Here is a 14997-nt window from a genome sequence, read left to right as displayed (position 1 = left end):
TAATCATCGCCCCTTAGAGGCTCGGTGACGGTAGATTGAGGGCCATGGCAAAGACGCGTCCCAAGGTTCTGTCCATCGTCCTCGCTGGCGGCGAGGGCAAACGCCTCATGCCCCTCACGATGGACCGTGCCAAACCAGCCGTTCCGTTCGGCGGTACCTATCGGCTCATCGACTTCGTGCTGTCGAACTTGGCGAACTCGGGCCTCACCCAGATCGCGGTGCTGACCCAGTACAAGTCGCACTCCCTCGACCGTCACATCTCCATCACGTGGAGGATGTCGACGATGCTGGGGTCGTACGTGACCCCGGTCCCGGCCCAGCAGCGTCTCGGACCCCGTTGGTACCAGGGCAGCGCCGACGCCATTTACCAGTCCCTCAACCTCATCAACGACCAGAACCCCGATTACGTCGTGGTGTTTGGTGCCGACAACATCTATCGGATGGACGTCGACGCCATGCTGCAGTACCACATCGATTCCGGTCTGGGATGCACCGTCGCCGGGATCCGGGTGCCTCGCAAGGAGGCCTCTGCCTTCGGAATCATCGATGCCGACGAGAACCACAAGATCACCGAGTTCCTCGAGAAGCCCGCTGATCCGCCTGGCCTGCCGGATTCTCCGGACGAGTCCTTCGCCTCCATGGGTAATTACATCTTCAGCCGCGAGGCTCTGTTACAGGCCCTGCACGACGACTCCCACACTGCCGATTCGCGCCATGACATGGGCGGCGACATCATCCCCAGGTTCGTCAACGCCTCCGATGCCCAGGTCTACGACTTCCGCGACAACGAGGTTCCGGGCAACACCGACAAGGACGCTGACTACTGGCGAGACGTGGGCACCATCGATGCCTACCACGACGCGCACATGGACCTGGTGTCGGTCGAGCCGGAGTTCAACCTGTACAACCCTGACTGGCCCATCTGGACCATGCAGGAACAGGCTCCTGGCGCCAAGTTCGTGATGCGTGGCTCCTGCGATGACACCCTGGTCTCGGCCGGGTGCATCATCTCCGGAACTGACATTTACCGCACGGTGCTGGGTCCGCGCGCCCGCATCGAGAGGTGGGCTCGTGTCGACGAGTCGATCGTCATGAACAACGTGACGATCGGGTCCAACGCCACCGTCCACCGCGCCATCCTTGACAAGAACGTCGTCGTTCCCGACGGGGCCCAGGTGGGCGTCGACCACGACCACGACCGCGCTCGCGGATTCACCGTCTCTCCAGGCGGTGTGACGGTGGTCGGCAAGGGAATCACCGTCCCCTACTGATCGGACGATTCACAGGACGCACGAAGCGGCTCCCCGGGTCACCGGGGAGCCGCTTCGTCGTGGCTGGCCGGGATCAGCCCTTCGTCGCCAGCAGCAGACCGTCGCCCACCGGCAGCAGGACGGGGGTGAACTCCTCGGTCTCCAGCACCGAGTCGAGGGTCTCGCGGATGATGAGGGTGTCGTCGTCCTCGTTGTCAGGGTCCGCGACGTGGTTGTTGGCCAGTGCGGCATTGGCGATGACGACTCCGCCCCGACGCAGCAGACGCAGTGCCTGGGAGACGTACTCGACGTACTCCAGCCGGTCACCGTTGATGAGGACCATGTCGTAGGCGTCGTCGCGCAGCTTGGGCAGCACGTCCAGTGGGGTGCCGGTGATGAGGCGCACCCGGTTGGAGCGGATTCGTGCCAGGGAGAGGACCTTGCGGGCGGCAGCCTGACGCTCGGCATCGGGATCGATGCTGGTCAGCACGCCTTTGTCGGTCATGCCCTCCAACAGGGCCAGGGCTGAGACGCCCGCGTCAGTACCAACAGTGACGACGTTGCTGGCCTGCATGGTGCGTGCCAGGAAGGTCAGCAGGGCAGTGGTGCCGTTGCCGAGCACCTCCCACTGATCGGCACGCGCGGCCTCGCGGGCCTCCTGCAGGGCCGGCGAGGGGGCGACGAAGCCGTCGGCGTACTCCCACGACCGGGCGTCTGGGGCTTGATGTCTGGGCTGTGCTGGACTCACACGGACAGCCTAGCCCGCCGAGGGCATCTCGTGGCTACCATGGGCACCAGGTATACAAGGAGGTCTCGCATGTCTGCTCCCGTTTTCGGCCGTTTGCTCACGGCCATGGTGACTCCGATGACGTCCGAAGGGGTGGTCGACCTGCGTCGGGCCGGCGAATTGGCGCACAGACTCGTCGATGAGCAGCGCAATGACGGCATCGTCGTCAATGGCACGACCGGCGAGTCCCCGACGACCACTGATGCCGAGAAGGTTGACATGGTCAGGGCCGCCGTCGATGCCGTCGGGTCGGACGCTGCGATCGTCGCCGGTGTCGGGACCAATGACACAGCCCACACCGTCGAGCTGGCCCGTCAGGCTGCCGATGCCGGGGCGGACGGACTGCTGGTCGTCACCCCGTACTACTCCAAGCCCTCTCAGGCTGGCTTGATCGAGCACTTCACCACCGTCGCCGATGCCACCGATCTGCCGATCATGCTCTACGACATTCCCGGGCGCAGCGGAACCCCGATCGAGACGAAGACCCTCATCGAGCTGGCCGACCATCCCAACATCGTGGCCGTCAAGGACGCCAAGGGGCAGGTTGTCGAGTCGGCCACGGTGATGGCCAACACCACCCTGGCCTATTACTCCGGCGATGACGCCATCACACCGGCCCTGTTGTCGGTCGGTGGGGTCGGACTCATCGGGACGTCGACCCACTTCACCGGCAGGCGAATGCATGAGGTCATCGACGCCTACGTCGAAGGGCGGATTGACGAGGCCCTGGCGATCTACCGCGAAATCCTGCCGGTTCTCACCGGAGTCTTTGCCGCCCAGGGCGTCACCATGGTCAAGGCCGGGCTGGCGCACCAAGGATTTGACGTCGGCGGGGTTCGTCTTCCGCAAACCATGCCGACGCCCGAGCACACCGAGCCCTTCTTCGATCTGCTGGATCGTACTCAGCTGTGACAACCCTGCAGTGACATGGGGAGGCCGAATTCCGGGGTAGCATATGGGGCATGTCCACAGCAGGTCCAGCGGAAATCGCGGTACTCATCATCATTGCTGTGCTCATGTTTGGGCCGGACAAGTTGCCCGAGATGGCCCGCAAGGCGGCGCGCGTCTATCACTACCTCAAGAACATCGCGAACAACACGAGGGACCAGCTCCGCAGCGAGCTGGGACCGCAGTTCGCTGATCTCGACTACCAGGACCTCAAGCCGCAGAACTTCGTGCGGAAGTACGTCCTGGATGGTCTGCAGGATGACATTGACGAGATCAAGTCTGACCTGTCCGACGTTCGATCCGACCTCGACCTGGGCCTGGCAGACATCCGCAACTCGGAAGGGTTGCCGGAGGTGCCGTCGGAATCGAGTCCGGAGTCAGCGCACGACTCCAGCCAGCCGGTGCCCTTCGACACCGAGGCGACCTGATTCGTCTCGCAGACGATCCAGAGAAGCACTGGTCCCCGGTCAGTACTGACCGGGGACCAGTGCTTCGTAATGGTTGATCAGACCGGGGAGACTCCCAGGTTCATCCCGGCCAGTCCGCGCGGGCGGGAGTCGATGGTGCTCGCCAGTGCGTGGATGGCCTTGGCAGCCGGGGACTCCGGGTGGGCGAGGACGATGGGGTCCCCCTCGTCGCCGCCGCTGCGCAGATCGGCGTCCAGCGGGATCTGGCCCAGCAGCGGGATCTCGGTGCCCAGGCGCTCTGACAGGGCATCGGCGGCCTTCTGACCACCGCCAGTGCCGAAGAGGTCGACGCGGAAGGTCTCGCCCGACTTCGGGGCGGTGACCTCCAGCCACGACATGTTCTCGACGACGCCCATGACACGCTGCTGCATGATCCCGGCCATCGTTCCGGCACGCTCGGCGACCTCGGAGGCAGCCTGCTGCGGGGTGGTGACGACGAGGACCTCGGCGTTGGGCAGCTTCTGGCCCAGGCTCATGGCGATGTCGCCGGTGCCGGGCGGAAGGTCGATGAGGAGGTAGTCGAGGTCGCCCCAGTGGACGTCAGCCAGCAGTTGGGTGAGAGCACGGTCGAGGATCGGGCCGCGCCAGGCGATGACGTCGGACTTGTTGGGCTTCATCATGCCGATGCTGATCGACTTGATGCCCAGACCAGGGACCGGCAACAGCATGTCATCGAGGGGAATGGGGTGGGCGTCACCCAGGCCGAGCATGTCAGGCACCGAGTGGCCGTAGATGTCAGCGTCCAGCAGGCCGACCTCGCGACCCAACTGAGCCAGGGCCAGAGCCAGGTTGACGGTCACCGAGGACTTGCCGACGCCACCCTTGCCGGAGGACACCGCGATGACCTTGGTGGTGTTTCCGGGCTGGGCGAAGGGGATGACGCGTTCGGGGACGCCCCCGCGCAGCTGCACCTTGAGGGCATCACGCTGCTCGTCAGTCATGGTGCCGAGTTCGACGGAAACGCTGGTGACCCCATCGACACCGCGGACGGCCTCGGTCACCTGCTCGCGCAACTCAGTCTTGAGGGGGCATCCGGACACGGTCAGCAGGACGCGGACGAAGGCGCGTCCCTGGTCATCAACGGTGATCTCATCAACCATGTTGAGATCGGTGATGGGGCGTTTGATCTCGGGGTCATTGACGTGCGTGAGAGCTTCGGCAACGGCCTCGACCAACGGGTTATCGGTGCTCATGCTGACTTGTCTACACACCGTTGGGCCCCTCGGACAACTCGCCGATCGCGAACCGACTCCGATCAGCGCGATCCGGAGGGCGCCGGAGAGGCCTCAATCTCCTCCAGAAGGGAGCGCAATTCGTCCCGCAGCTCGGAGCGCAGGTAGTCACGGGTCGCCAGTTCACCCATCTGCATCCGGATGGAGGCGACCTCCCTGGCCAGGAACTCCATGTCAGCACGGGACTGGGCAGCCACTCGGCGGTCCTCGGCCATCGACACCCGGTCACGGTCTTCCTGACGGTTCTGGGCCAGCAGGATGAGGGGAGCCGAGTAGGAGGCCTGGGTGGAGAAGAACAGGTTGAGCAGGATGAACGGGTACGGGTCGAAGCGCAGCTTGTAGATCGCGACGAGGTTCCAGATGATCCAGGCGAGAACGACGACCGTCATGTACGCGAGGAATTTCGCGGTTCCCATGAACCTGGCGGTGGCCTCGGCGAACTGGCCGAACTTCTCGGAGTCCAGCTGCACCTTGGGGCGTCTGGCCTTGCGCGGTCCCGGGATGTCGAGACGATCGGCGTCGTGGATCCTCTGATCGCCGTCAGCCATGGTTCACCTCCAGAAGTTCGCCGTCCATCTGGTCGCCCCGCCAGTCGGCGGGCAGCAGGTGGTCGAGTAGGTCGTCAACGGCCACCGCCCCGACGAGCTGGTTCGCCTCATTGACGACCGGGACCGCGACGAGGTTGTAGGTGGCGAAATAGCGGCTCACCGCACCCACCGGGGCGTCCGTGCGCATGGGCTCGAGATCAGTGTCGATGATGGCCGAGACCATCGTCGAGGGCGGTTCGCGCAGCAGACGCTGGACGTGCACCGCTCCCAGGTATCGACCGGTCGGGGTCTCGGTGGGAGGACGACACACGAAGACCATGGAGGCCTCGGCAGGGGTGATGTCCTCGTTGCGGACCAGGGCCAGCGCGTCGGCGACGGTGGCATCGGGGGCGACGATGACGGGCTCCGGGGTCATCATGGCACCGGCAGTGAACTCGGCATAGGCCATCAGGGATCGGACGTCCGCGGCGTCGTCAGGCTCCATGCGGGCCAGCAACTGATGGGCGGTGGTGTCCGGCAACTCCTTGATGAGGTCCGCGGCGTCGTCGGGGTCCATCTCCTCGAGGATGTCGGCGGCGCGGTCAGGATCGAGGACGGTGATGAGGGAGACCTGCTCGCCCTCCGGCAGCTCCTCGATGGCGTTGGCGAGTTGGTCGTCGTCAAGGGCCATGGCCACCTCGGCGCGACGATGGGGATTCATGTCATGCAACTCGCGGGCCATGTCGGCCGGTTTCATCTCGTGCATCTCGGCGATGGTGCGCTCGGTGGACTGCCGGGAGGCCAGCACCAGGGAGGGTACTTCGCGCCAGTCGACGATGGTCGGGTTGCTGGGGGTCTTGCGGATGAATCGGCCCCGTCCGGACTCGGCCAGGGCCACCTCGTTGATCTCCCACTCGCGGCTGCGCACCGGGGCCATCGAGACGTCCATCACCCACACCTGCTTGCCATCGCGGGTGAAGGTACGGTCGAAGAGGTCCTCGACGACGAGGGTCTCGGAGACGCGGCGGGAGAACACCTGGGTGTTGACGGTTCCCGAGATCATGATCTGCACCGCGTCGATGGCGTGCACCCGGACCATGGGCACGAATATCCGCCGACGTGCGAAGAGCTCGACGACGAGGCCGCGCACGAGTGGGGCGCGGCCGGGGGTACGCATCTGGACGACGACGTCCCTGACCTTGCCGACCTGATCGCCGTTGGCATCCATGACGGGAAGGCCACGAATCCGGGAGATGAATACCGACTGGGACCTGTTCACCTCGCACAATCTACCCGGAGGGCCAGTAACGATGCCGTGACCGATGACGGAGGACTGTCGGTGGCTGTCCGTACACTGTGGTCCAGACCAAGGAGGTAGCCGTGACGATGAGTGTGATGCCGGGCAGGGCAGATGCCATGATCAATCTTGAGTACCCGCAGTCGGTCGTTGTGGTCGACGATTACGAGACGGCCCAGAAGATTGTCGACGAGCTGTCCGACAAGGAGTTCCCGGTCGAGAACCTGTGCATCGTCGGAACTGACCTCAAGACGATGGAGAGAGTCACTGGTCGTCGTACCTGGGGCTCGGTGCTCGGCCAGGGGGCCGTCTCCGGACTCGGCATGGGTCTGCTGGTCGGCCTCATGATGATGTTCTTCACCACCGGCGAGGCCATTTTCGTGGTGTTGCTGACAGGTCTGCTCGTGGGCGTCATCATCGGCATGATCACGGCTGCCATCACGTATGCGATGTCGGGTGGGGAGCGCGACTTCAACTCTGTCCAGCAGGTTGTCGCCACCCATTACGAGGTGCTGGCTGAGCACAAGGTGGCTGCCAAGGCCCGTGAGATGGTTGCCGAGATGCCCTTCATGAGGGCCAAGGCTTTCCAGGGCTGATCCTCTCCGGGTAGACCCGCCGACAAGTCCGGGCGGTGGTGGTGGCAGGATCGTGGCCATTCGAGCCCAGGTCCATGACTGACGGCAATCACCACCAGCGAGGATTTTCATGACCAACACCGTCGCCACCAGAAACGCCGTGCCGAAAGGGGTGACGATCCTCTTCGGGATCACCGCCGTCGTCATCACTGTCACTCTGGCCCTGGGATCAACGGTGTGTGCCACCGATGCGTCGGCCTCCTGCCCGAACTGGCCCGGCTGTTATGTCGGACGCCTGACTCCGATGGATGCGACCCAGCCATGGGTGGAGTTCATCCACCGCGTCATCTCGGCCTCGGTCGGCATCTTCGCGGTCGCGAGCGTCATTGTCGGAATCGTGTATCGGCGGGCCGACAGGTTGCTCGTTGCCCTGCCGATCGTCGCCCTGCTGGGCGCACTGACTTCCGGGATCTTCGGCATGATGACGATCAAGTGGGGGATCAACGCCGTCGAGGCGTCCTTCGACCTGCTGGCCGCCATCATCTCGATGGGTGCGATGTGGCGGGCCTTCTTCGTCTCCCGTAGGCCGCGCTCCCCGTGGATCTGGAATGGGCGTACCAAGCTCGGCGTCGGTGCCGTGGTCTTCCTCGTCGTCGGTCACTTCTTCGCCATCCAGGTTGCTGGCCCCGGGTCGCTCACCCGTTGCATGGGCTGGGCCATGTTCGTGCGCGGTGCCGGCGATGGACCGTTGGCCGGCTGGGTGGCTCAGCAGGCCATTGCGGGCATCGGGATGATCCTGGCCATCGTCTTCCTGCTGGCTCGCTGGGGGCGTCGCAATGGTTGGGACATCCTGTGCGCCGTGCTCATCGTCATCGAGATCGTCGCTGGGATCCTCATCGCCGTCAATGGGTCGAACCACGGCCTGGGAACCCTGCACGCCGTCCCGGCCGTCCTCATCCTGTGCCTCACCATGACGGCGACGATGCGCAGCGCCAGGGGCTGAAACCCCCGGGCGCTGCGCATCGGCAGTGCTTGTGATCAGCGGGTGCTGATGATCAGTGGGAGGTGCGTCCCCAGATGTCGGCCATCCAGGCCTCGACCTCGTCGATCTGACGTGGGCAGTCCTTGGACAGCCACTCGGGTTCACCGTCAGTGATGCACAGGTCGTCCTCGATGCGGACACCGATGCCACGGAACTCCTCGGGGACCAAGAGGTCCGTCTCCTTGAAGTAGATGCCCGGCTCGTCGGAGACGCACATGCCCTTCTTGAGCGGTCCGGAGTAGTCCTGACGACGTGCCTGGTTGCAGTCGTGGACGTCCATGCCGAGGTGATGGGAGGTGCCGTGGACCATCCAACGACGGTGCTGGCCGCCCTCCGGGGAGAGGCATTCCTCGACGCTGACTGGCAGGATGCCCCACTCGTGCAGGTACTCGCAGATGACGCGGATGGCCGCCTGGTGGATCTCTGCGTGGTCGTGTCCGACCTTGGCGACGGCAGCGGCGGCGTCCTGGGCCTCTAGGACGGCTTGGTAGACCCGACGCTGGGCCGGGGAGAACGTGCCCGAGATCGGCAGGGTACGCGTGATGTCGGCGGTGTAGAGGGAATCGACCTCGACACCGGCATCGATGAGGATGAGCTCTCCGGGACGCAGGTCCCCGTCGTTGCGCACCCAGTGCAGGGTGTTGGCGTGGTCACCGGCGGCACAGATCGAGCCGTAGCCGACCTCATTGCCGAGGTGACGGGCGACCCGTCCGAAGGTGCCCTCCATCCAGCGCTCACCGCGTCCCTTGCGCACGGCCTCCGGGATCTCGGCGATCATGGACTCGAAGCCGACCTTGGACTTGAGGCAGGCGTCGCGCAGCTGCTCGACCTCCCAGTCGTCCTTGCAGAAACGCGCGGCTGAGGAAAACTCGTAGAGCTCCTCGTCGGCCTCCTCGGAGCCCTCGGGGCGCAGGGAGTCGACGGTCGCGGTGACATTCTCGTCGGCGTCACGGATGACACGAACCGTCACGTCGCCGGCTGCCAAGGCGCTGTTGAGCTGAGAGATGTCGCGGCAGGTGAGCCCTGTCATGGCTGACATCTCCTCCAAGGACTCACGCTTGCCGACCCACATCTCGCCGTAGGTCGGGTCGGCGTAGAACTCTCGGTCCGTGCGCGGGGCACGCGGCTTGAAGTACAGCACGTCGCGGGTCTCGGCGGTGGTGTCGACGACGAGCACCGCATTGGGTTCCCGGTCGGTGCCCAGGCCCGAGTAGTAGGCGAAGGCGGTATTGGGACGGAAGGGGTAGTCGCAGTCGTTGTTGCGGCGCATGAGATGCCCAGCCGGAATGACGAGTCGGTCCCCGTCGAAGCGGGCGGCCAGGGCGTCACGGTGGGCAGTCGCCGAGGGCACGGAGCCGAGCGGCTCAGGAAGCTCGTCGGGGTAGGGGGCCCAGTCCGTGGGGATGAACTCGACGAAGGCCTTGGAGAACGGGGTCTGACGCTTGGGGACCTTCTGCTCCTCGGCCTGCTTCATCTGTTCGTTCAGATCTGACGACCTCGTCTCGGTCATATGTGTCGGGACCTCCGTTGGTTGATGGGGTGACTTCCAGTGTAGGTGTCGATGACATGGGCGTACTCGTCAGTGATGTCCTTGAAGGGGAACGAGATCGATGTCGGTGTGTTCGATCAGGCAGGATGCCGTCTACGCGCATCACCCTACCGACGGGAGGTAGGCTGAACCCCACATGTCAACAGGGCCTGCTCAACGGGGCCAGGAACGCAGGAGGTCAGCGTGAAAGCCGCGGCACAGGATCAGTGGAAGCTTCTCGATCTTGCACGGACTGACCGTCTGATCGCCCGGGCCCAGCACCGTCGTCAGACCCTGCCCGAGCTGGCCGAGCTCAAGGACCTCGCGGTCCAGCGCAGGGCCCTTGCCGAGGAGGTCGTCGCCAAGTCGACCGCGCTGTCGGACGCCAAGATGGAACAGGAGCGCATCGAGGGTGACCTCGAGCCGGCCCGTGCCCGCATGGATCGCAATCAGAAGACCGTCGATTCCGGTTCCGTCACCGACCACAAGGCCTTGAAGGGGCTGACCGAGGAGATCGAGCATCTCGGGCGACGCATCAGCCTGCTGGAGGACGCCGAGCTCGACGCCATGCAGGCCGTCGAGGACGCCGAAGCCGCTCACTCCGACGCGGATCGTCGTCGTATCGAGCTGGATGGGCACATCCGCACCGTCCTCGCGTCTCGCGATGCCGGTCTCAAGGGGATCGACGACGAGCTGGTCGAGTTGTGCCGGTCTCGCGAGACCCAGGCGGGTGGTGTCCCGGCTGATCTCCTCAAGCTCTACGAGATGCTGCGCGAGCGTACCGGGATGGGATGTGCCAAGCTCGTCCACGGGGTGTGTGAGGGATGTGGCATTGCTGCGAATCCGGCCGACCTGCGCACCTATGCCGCAGCCGCCGAGGACGATGTCGTGCGTTGCGAGGAGTGCGACCGGATTTTGGTGCGCACCGAGGAGTCCCTCTGAGAATTGCGCCGTTGCCCGTGTGGCGACGATGCGGCAATGACCGTAGAATCGACGGTCGGACGAGCCATCCGGGTGATCGCGGCAGTCTTGAGCTGTCGAGGAAAGTCCGGGCTCCACAGAGCAGGGTGGTGGGTAACGCCCACCCGGGGTGACCCGCGGGACAGTGCCACAGAAAACAAACTGCCGGTTTTCGGGCCGGTGAGGGTGAAACGGCGGGGTAAGGGCCCACCGCGTCATCGGTGACGGTGACGGCACGGCAAACCCCACTTGGAGCAAGGCCAAGAAGACCGTGAGGTCGCGGACGTGTTCGAGGGCTGCTCGCCTGAGCGTCCGGGTAGGCTGCGCAGCCGAAAGGCTGGAGGATGCCAGCAATGGCGTTCACAGATGGATGATCACCGGCCCTGAGGGGCCACAGAACCCGGCTTACAGGATGGCTCGTCCCTCCTATCATCAGGTCCATGAAGTTCGGAATTCGTACTCCCAGCCTGTCCAGAACCATCTCGGCCAGGACGCGTGGTCGAGTCACGAGGACCGTCAAGCGCACCCTCATCCCCGGTTACGGCCGTAAGGGAATGGGCTGGCTGCGAGATCCACGTCGAGCCGCCTACAACAAGGTTTACCGGAAGACGACGATGCGTTTCGGTGACCTGTTCAAGTGAGGTAACCCCTTGGAGGAAAGCATACGAAGGGGATGCTAACATGCTCACGTCAGGTTGCTGGTGACCCCACCAGCGCTGGAATCCGGTGAGAAGCCGGAGCTGACGCGCAGCGGTATGACTGATCTGCCCCGGCGAACGCCACTGGTGCCATGAGCACTGGGAAGGAGCCGGGAACGGAGACGAGGTCGAGCCCGAAGACCACCTGACGCCGTCCTGTCGGTACCCGGTCGCGCACGCCGAACACAGAAAGCTGGCTTCCTCATGCCCGTCACCCCGTCATCCCTTCGCCGTGTCCTCGTGGCATCGGTGGTTCCCGCCGTCCTGCTCGCCGGCTGTGCCGGTGCCCCCAAGGACTCCGCCTCATCGTCGTCCCCCTCGGTCTCAGCGTCGGCTTCTGGTCCGATCACCATCACCAACTGCGGACAGCAGGTCACCCTCGACAAACCAGCCACGAGGGCAGTGACCCTCAATCAGGGAGCCACTGAGGACGTGCTGGCCATCGGCGGTGAGTCCAAGCTCGTCGGCACCGCCTACCTTGACAGTAGGATCCCGGCGAAGTGGAAGAAGGCCTATGACTCGGTCAAGGTGCTCTCCAAGGAGTACCCGTCCAAGGAGACCTTCCTGGCCGCCAAGCCTGATCTGGCGCTGTCCTCGTATTCCAGCGCTTTCACGGACAAGGCCGTCGGCACGCGTGATGAGCTGAAGAAACAGGGAATTGCCACCTACATCAGCCCCTTCGGCTGCCCCAAGGGCACGCCCTCGGCCGAAACCACCTGGGAAAATGTCTGGAAGGAAATGACCGAGGTGGGGACTCTCATCGGCGTCAAGGATGCGGCTGACAAGGCCATTTCCGAGCAGCGCGATGCCCTCAAGGAGGTCACCGGGAACAAGCACGGCACCGGGACGTCGATCGTCTGGTTCGACTCGGGAGACAAGACCCCGTTCATCGGCGCCGGACATGGCGGACCCCAGCTCCTCATGGACGCTGTCGGTGCCAAGAACCTCTTCGCCCATCTCGACGGCGGTTGGGCAGACGGCTCCTGGGAGAAGATCGTCGCATCCAACCCTGACGTCATCGTGGTCGCCGATGCCAGTTGGTCCACGGCGACGTCGAAGATCGACTACATGAGGAAGGACCCCGTCCTCAGCCAGATGAAGGCCGTCAAGGAGAACAAATTCGTCACCGTGCCGTTCTCCCAGAGCACCCCTGGTGCCGAACTCGTGGACGGTGCGAAGACCCTCAATGACGGTCTGGCGAAGATCACCGGCAAGTGAGTCGTCAGCGTAGTTGGCTGATCACCGGCATCCTCGCCATGGCCTTGGTCGGCAGTGTCCTCGTGGTGCTCGGGACCGGGGCGGTACACGTTCCTGTCCATGACGTCGCGAGGGTGGTGGCCCGACGATTCCGCCTCATCGAGGGCGCCGACGTCACCGTTCTCGATGATCAGATCGTGTGGCAGCTGCGGGCTCCGCGCGTCATCGGATCGATGGCCGTCGGCGCTTTGCTGGCGATGTGCGGCGCGGTACTGCAGACCCTGACCGGTAATGACCTGGCCGATCCCTATCTGCTCGGCATCTCCAGTGGAGCCTCGGTGGGTGCGGTCTTCGTCCTCATCATCGGAATCTCCAGCACTCTGGGGCAGTCCGTCCTCATGACACTGGCCTCCTTCGGTGGGGCGGTCGGGGCCCTGACCATGGTGCTGGCCATGGCCACTGGCAAGTCCGGGGAGTTACCCGCCAGCCGGACCATCCTGGCCGGGGTGGCCGTCGGACAGTTGTGCGGCGCGGCGGTGTCCATGATGATCATGGTGTGTGGTGAGTCGAACGCCGCTCGATCAGCCCTGTCGTGGACCCTCGGGTCGTTCACCGGTGTGAGATGGGGATCGACGATCACCCTGGCCGTCGCCACCGTTCCGGCCCTCATCGCCGGGATGGCATTGTGCCACACCCTTGACGCCTTCGCCTTCGGTGACGTCAGCGCGATGTCCCTGGGAGTACCGGTCAACACCGTGCGCTGGATGATCATGGTTGGCACCGCCCTGCTGACCGCTCTCAGCGTGGCCTTCGTCGGTCCCATCGGATTCGTCGGGCTGACGGTCCCACACATCGTGAGGTTCTGGACCGGGCCACGACACGCCCGGCTGCTACCGGTGTCGGCCCTCGTCGGAGCCCTGCTCATGGTGTGGTCCGACACCGCAGCGAGATGCCTGCGCCCTGACACCGAGATTCCCGTCGGGGTTATCACTGCGGCCGTCGGAGCCCCGGTGCTGGTCGTCCTGCTGCGTCGACAGGCGTCTCGATCATGAGTGCCGGGACAGCAGCAACGTTGCGAGCTGAGGATCTTGGTTGGACGGTCGACGGGACGATGATCCTGTCCGGGGTCGACGTGGAGATTCGGCCAGAGGTCATGACGATGGTCATCGGGCTGAACGGATCCGGGAAGACGACCCTGTTGCACCTGCTGGCCGGGTTGCGGAAGCCAAGCGCGGGGCGGGTGTGGTTGGGGGAGCGTGATCTCTCCGGGATCGGGGCCAAGGAGCGCTCCCGGGTGATGGCCCTTCTCGAGCAGAGTCCTTCGGCTCACGTGGAACTGACGGTGCGTGACGTCGTCCAGCTCGGACGCATTCCCCATCTGGGAGGCTGGGGGATCGGCAATCTCAGTCGCCGAAGAGGGCGTGACGGAGATGTCGTCGAGAACGCGATGGCGTCAACCGGAGTTGCTGATCTTGCTGACCGGGCATGGTCGTCCCTCTCGGGAGGGGAGAGGCAGCGTGTTCAGTTGGCCCGAGCTCTCGCCCAGGATCCTGAGATCCTGCTCCTGGACGAACCCACGAATCATCTCGACCTGCGTCACCAGATTGACCTGTTGGAGAGAGTGCGTGGGCTTGGTCTGACAACGGTGACCGTCATCCATGATCTTGACCTGGCCGCCGCTTACGCGGATGACCTCGTCGTGCTGGACTCGGGCCGGATGGTCGCAGCAGGATCGGCCGCCGAGGTACTGACTCCTGACCTCGTCCGAGAGCATTTCGGGGTCGACGGCGAGGTTTGGTCAGATTTCAGACGTGGATTCACCTGGCGGGGATTGCAGCCATGACGACGCGCATCGCGGTCTCGCTGCGCTGGGAGGATTCCTCTGACACGGTCAGCGCAGAAGCGGTGGCCCGTCACGTGGATGCCGACCGGAACGCATGTCTGCAGGGTCCTGGACCGGCGCTCGTAGATGTCCTCGACGCCGCTGACGACGACCGGGTCGAGCTCGTCGGATGGAGTTGCGATGACGGACCGGTGCCGCTGTCCTGGCTTCGTCGCGTCGCCGGCCAGTGGGTCCGTGTTCATGAGAACGGACCCACCGTCGTCGTGCATGTCGGGGTTGTACGTCCTGACCAGGAGTTCACCGGCGAGTGGCGAATCGTGACCGGGGCCGAAGCGCCGTTGCACAACCCTGCCTGGCAGGAATTCCCCTCCTTCCGACACCATCTGCTCACCTGCCGAGGACCTCGCTGCAGCGCAGCCGGCGCCGCCGACCTGCATGCACGCCTGCAGGAGAAGCTGGCGCAGTCACACGCCTTGGACACAGAGGTTCTCGTCACGGTGACGGGGTGCATGTATCCGTGCAACCACGCCCCACTCATCGTGGTCTGGCCGGACGGCAGATGCATTCAGTTGACCGAGGACAACCTTGACCGCATCGTGTCAGAACTGACCGGGTCTTCCCGTCACTGACGGGAAGACCCGGTGAT

Annotated in this window: 16 protein-coding genes, 1 other RNA gene and 1 riboswitch; of the genes, 12 read left to right on the top strand and 5 right to left on the bottom strand. The window is 64.6% G+C overall.

Features of this window, described 5'->3' with window-relative positions; all coding sequences use genetic code 11:
- The first annotated feature begins 44 nt into the window (after positions 1-44).
- Positions 45-1271, top strand: a complete 1227-nt coding sequence (glgC, locus tag HMPREF9153_RS11010) for a glucose-1-phosphate adenylyltransferase (RefSeq protein ID WP_004811926.1) — start codon at positions 45-47, stop codon at positions 1269-1271.
- Positions 1272-1344: 73 nt separating this feature from the next.
- On the opposite strand, the gene HMPREF9153_RS11005 is transcribed toward glgC, so the two are convergent.
- Positions 1345-1998 (bottom strand): O-methyltransferase, encoded by a 654-nt coding sequence (locus HMPREF9153_RS11005; RefSeq protein ID WP_004811925.1) that lies wholly within the window; start codon positions 1996-1998, stop codon positions 1345-1347.
- A gap of 69 nt (positions 1999-2067) precedes the next feature.
- Here HMPREF9153_RS11005 and dapA point away from each other — a divergent pair, with 69 nt between their 5' ends.
- Positions 2068-2949, top strand: coding sequence for a 4-hydroxy-tetrahydrodipicolinate synthase (gene dapA, locus HMPREF9153_RS11000; protein ID WP_004811924.1), 882 nt, complete (start codon positions 2068-2070; stop codon positions 2947-2949).
- Positions 2950-2999: 50 nt separating this feature from the next.
- Positions 3000-3413, top strand: coding sequence for a sec-independent translocase (locus HMPREF9153_RS10995; protein WP_004811923.1), 414 nt, complete (start codon positions 3000-3002; stop codon positions 3411-3413).
- A 77-nt stretch (positions 3414-3490) separates the two neighbouring features.
- Here the strand turns inward: HMPREF9153_RS10995 and HMPREF9153_RS10990 are convergent, their stop codons facing one another.
- The 3 genes from HMPREF9153_RS10990 to HMPREF9153_RS10980 form a co-directional block, all read right to left on the bottom strand.
- On the bottom strand, positions 3491-4645 hold the full coding sequence (locus HMPREF9153_RS10990) for an Mrp/NBP35 family ATP-binding protein (RefSeq protein ID WP_004811922.1): 1155 nt from the start codon (positions 4643-4645) through the stop codon (positions 3491-3493).
- Positions 4646-4707: 62 nt separating this feature from the next.
- Positions 4708-5232, bottom strand: coding sequence for a DUF1003 domain-containing protein (locus HMPREF9153_RS10985; RefSeq protein ID WP_004811921.1), 525 nt, complete (start codon positions 5230-5232; stop codon positions 4708-4710).
- Entirely contained in the window at positions 5225-6490 is a 1266-nt protein-coding gene (locus HMPREF9153_RS10980; protein WP_004811920.1) for a magnesium transporter MgtE N-terminal domain-containing protein, read from the bottom strand. Before HMPREF9153_RS10980 ends, HMPREF9153_RS10985 begins: the two co-directional genes overlap by 8 nt.
- Before the next feature lie 107 nt (positions 6491-6597).
- Here HMPREF9153_RS10980 and HMPREF9153_RS10975 point away from each other — a divergent pair, with 107 nt between their 5' ends.
- Both HMPREF9153_RS10975 and HMPREF9153_RS10970 read left to right on the top strand, forming a co-directional pair.
- The gene (locus HMPREF9153_RS10975) at positions 6598-7104 is read left to right on the top strand and encodes a YflT domain-containing protein (protein WP_171048598.1); all 507 of its coding nucleotides are present in this window, start codon (positions 6598-6600) and stop codon (positions 7102-7104) included.
- Between the two features lie 109 nt (positions 7105-7213).
- Positions 7214-8086, top strand: a complete 873-nt coding sequence (locus tag HMPREF9153_RS10970; protein WP_004811918.1) for a COX15/CtaA family protein — start codon at positions 7214-7216, stop codon at positions 8084-8086.
- A gap of 52 nt (positions 8087-8138) precedes the next feature.
- Here HMPREF9153_RS10970 and HMPREF9153_RS10965 read toward each other — a convergent pair whose 3' ends face one another.
- Complete coding sequence (locus HMPREF9153_RS10965) at positions 8139-9635, bottom strand: aminopeptidase P family protein (RefSeq protein WP_004811917.1); 1497 nt, start codon at positions 9633-9635, stop codon at positions 8139-8141.
- 222 nt (positions 9636-9857) lie between these two features.
- On the opposite strand from HMPREF9153_RS10965, the gene HMPREF9153_RS10960 reads away from it, so the two are divergent.
- The 7 genes from HMPREF9153_RS10960 to HMPREF9153_RS10935 all read left to right on the top strand — a co-directional run bounded on the left by HMPREF9153_RS10960 (position 9858) and on the right by HMPREF9153_RS10935 (position 14980).
- Positions 9858-10595: a zinc ribbon domain-containing protein gene (locus HMPREF9153_RS10960; RefSeq protein ID WP_004811915.1), complete on the top strand. Its 738-nt coding sequence runs from the start codon at positions 9858-9860 to the stop codon at positions 10593-10595.
- 60 nt (positions 10596-10655) lie between these two features.
- Positions 10656-11037, top strand: an RNA gene (gene rnpB / locus HMPREF9153_RS11590) — RNase P RNA component class A.
- A gap of 16 nt (positions 11038-11053) precedes the next feature.
- A complete protein-coding gene (locus HMPREF9153_RS10955) occupies positions 11054-11254 on the top strand; it encodes a hypothetical protein (RefSeq protein ID WP_004811914.1) in 201 nt (66 codons plus the stop codon).
- A 34-nt stretch (positions 11255-11288) separates the two neighbouring features.
- Positions 11289-11474: riboswitch (cobalamin riboswitch) on the top strand.
- 41 nt (positions 11475-11515) lie between these two features.
- Positions 11516-12529, top strand: a complete 1014-nt coding sequence (locus tag HMPREF9153_RS10950; protein WP_004811913.1) for an ABC transporter substrate-binding protein — start codon at positions 11516-11518, stop codon at positions 12527-12529.
- Positions 12526-13560 (top strand): FecCD family ABC transporter permease, encoded by a 1035-nt coding sequence (locus tag HMPREF9153_RS10945; protein WP_004811912.1) that lies wholly within the window; start codon positions 12526-12528, stop codon positions 13558-13560. Before HMPREF9153_RS10950 ends, HMPREF9153_RS10945 begins: the two co-directional genes overlap by 4 nt.
- On the top strand, positions 13557-14351 hold the full coding sequence (locus HMPREF9153_RS10940) for an ABC transporter ATP-binding protein (protein ID WP_004811911.1): 795 nt from the start codon (positions 13557-13559) through the stop codon (positions 14349-14351). The genes HMPREF9153_RS10945 and HMPREF9153_RS10940 overlap by 4 nt, the downstream gene beginning before the upstream one ends.
- Positions 14348-14980, top strand: a complete 633-nt coding sequence (locus HMPREF9153_RS10935; RefSeq protein ID WP_004811910.1) for a (2Fe-2S) ferredoxin domain-containing protein — start codon at positions 14348-14350, stop codon at positions 14978-14980. Before HMPREF9153_RS10940 ends, HMPREF9153_RS10935 begins: the two co-directional genes overlap by 4 nt.
- Positions 14981-14997: the final 17 nt, after the last annotated feature.

Source organism: Cutibacterium avidum ATCC 25577, assembly GCF_000227295.1.
GTDB classification, from domain to species: Bacteria; Actinomycetota; Actinomycetes; order Propionibacteriales; family Propionibacteriaceae; genus Cutibacterium; species Cutibacterium avidum.
The sequence above is the reverse complement of the archived record's forward strand: the minus strand, read 5'-3'. Positions and strand labels throughout refer to the sequence as shown.

Bases quoted from the DNA above. Each gene is read 5' to 3' on its own strand.
- glgC (WP_004811926.1), top strand. From the start codon at position 45: ATGGCAAAGACGCGTCCCAAGGTTCTGTCCATCGTCCTCGCTGGCGGC.
- dapA (WP_004811924.1), top strand. From the start codon at position 2,068: ATGTCTGCTCCCGTTTTCGGCCGTTTGCTCACGGCCATGGTGACTCCG.
- HMPREF9153_RS10995 (WP_004811923.1), top strand. From the start codon at position 3,000: ATGTCCACAGCAGGTCCAGCGGAAATCGCGGTACTCATCATCATTGCT.
- HMPREF9153_RS10990 (WP_004811922.1), bottom strand. From the start codon at position 4,645: ATGAGCACCGATAACCCGTTGGTCGAGGCCGTTGCCGAAGCTCTCACG.
- HMPREF9153_RS10985 (WP_004811921.1), bottom strand. From the start codon at position 5,232: ATGGCTGACGGCGATCAGAGGATCCACGACGCCGATCGTCTCGACATC.
- HMPREF9153_RS10975 (WP_171048598.1), top strand. From the start codon at position 6,598: ATGAGTGTGATGCCGGGCAGGGCAGATGCCATGATCAATCTTGAGTAC.
- HMPREF9153_RS10970 (WP_004811918.1), top strand. From the start codon at position 7,214: ATGACCAACACCGTCGCCACCAGAAACGCCGTGCCGAAAGGGGTGACG.
- HMPREF9153_RS10965 (WP_004811917.1), bottom strand. From the start codon at position 9,635: ATGACCGAGACGAGGTCGTCAGATCTGAACGAACAGATGAAGCAGGCC.
- HMPREF9153_RS10955 (WP_004811914.1), top strand. From the start codon at position 11,054: ATGAAGTTCGGAATTCGTACTCCCAGCCTGTCCAGAACCATCTCGGCC.
- HMPREF9153_RS10950 (WP_004811913.1), top strand. From the start codon at position 11,516: ATGCCCGTCACCCCGTCATCCCTTCGCCGTGTCCTCGTGGCATCGGTG.
- HMPREF9153_RS10940 (WP_004811911.1), top strand. From the start codon at position 13,557: ATGAGTGCCGGGACAGCAGCAACGTTGCGAGCTGAGGATCTTGGTTGG.
- HMPREF9153_RS10935 (WP_004811910.1), top strand. From the start codon at position 14,348: ATGACGACGCGCATCGCGGTCTCGCTGCGCTGGGAGGATTCCTCTGAC.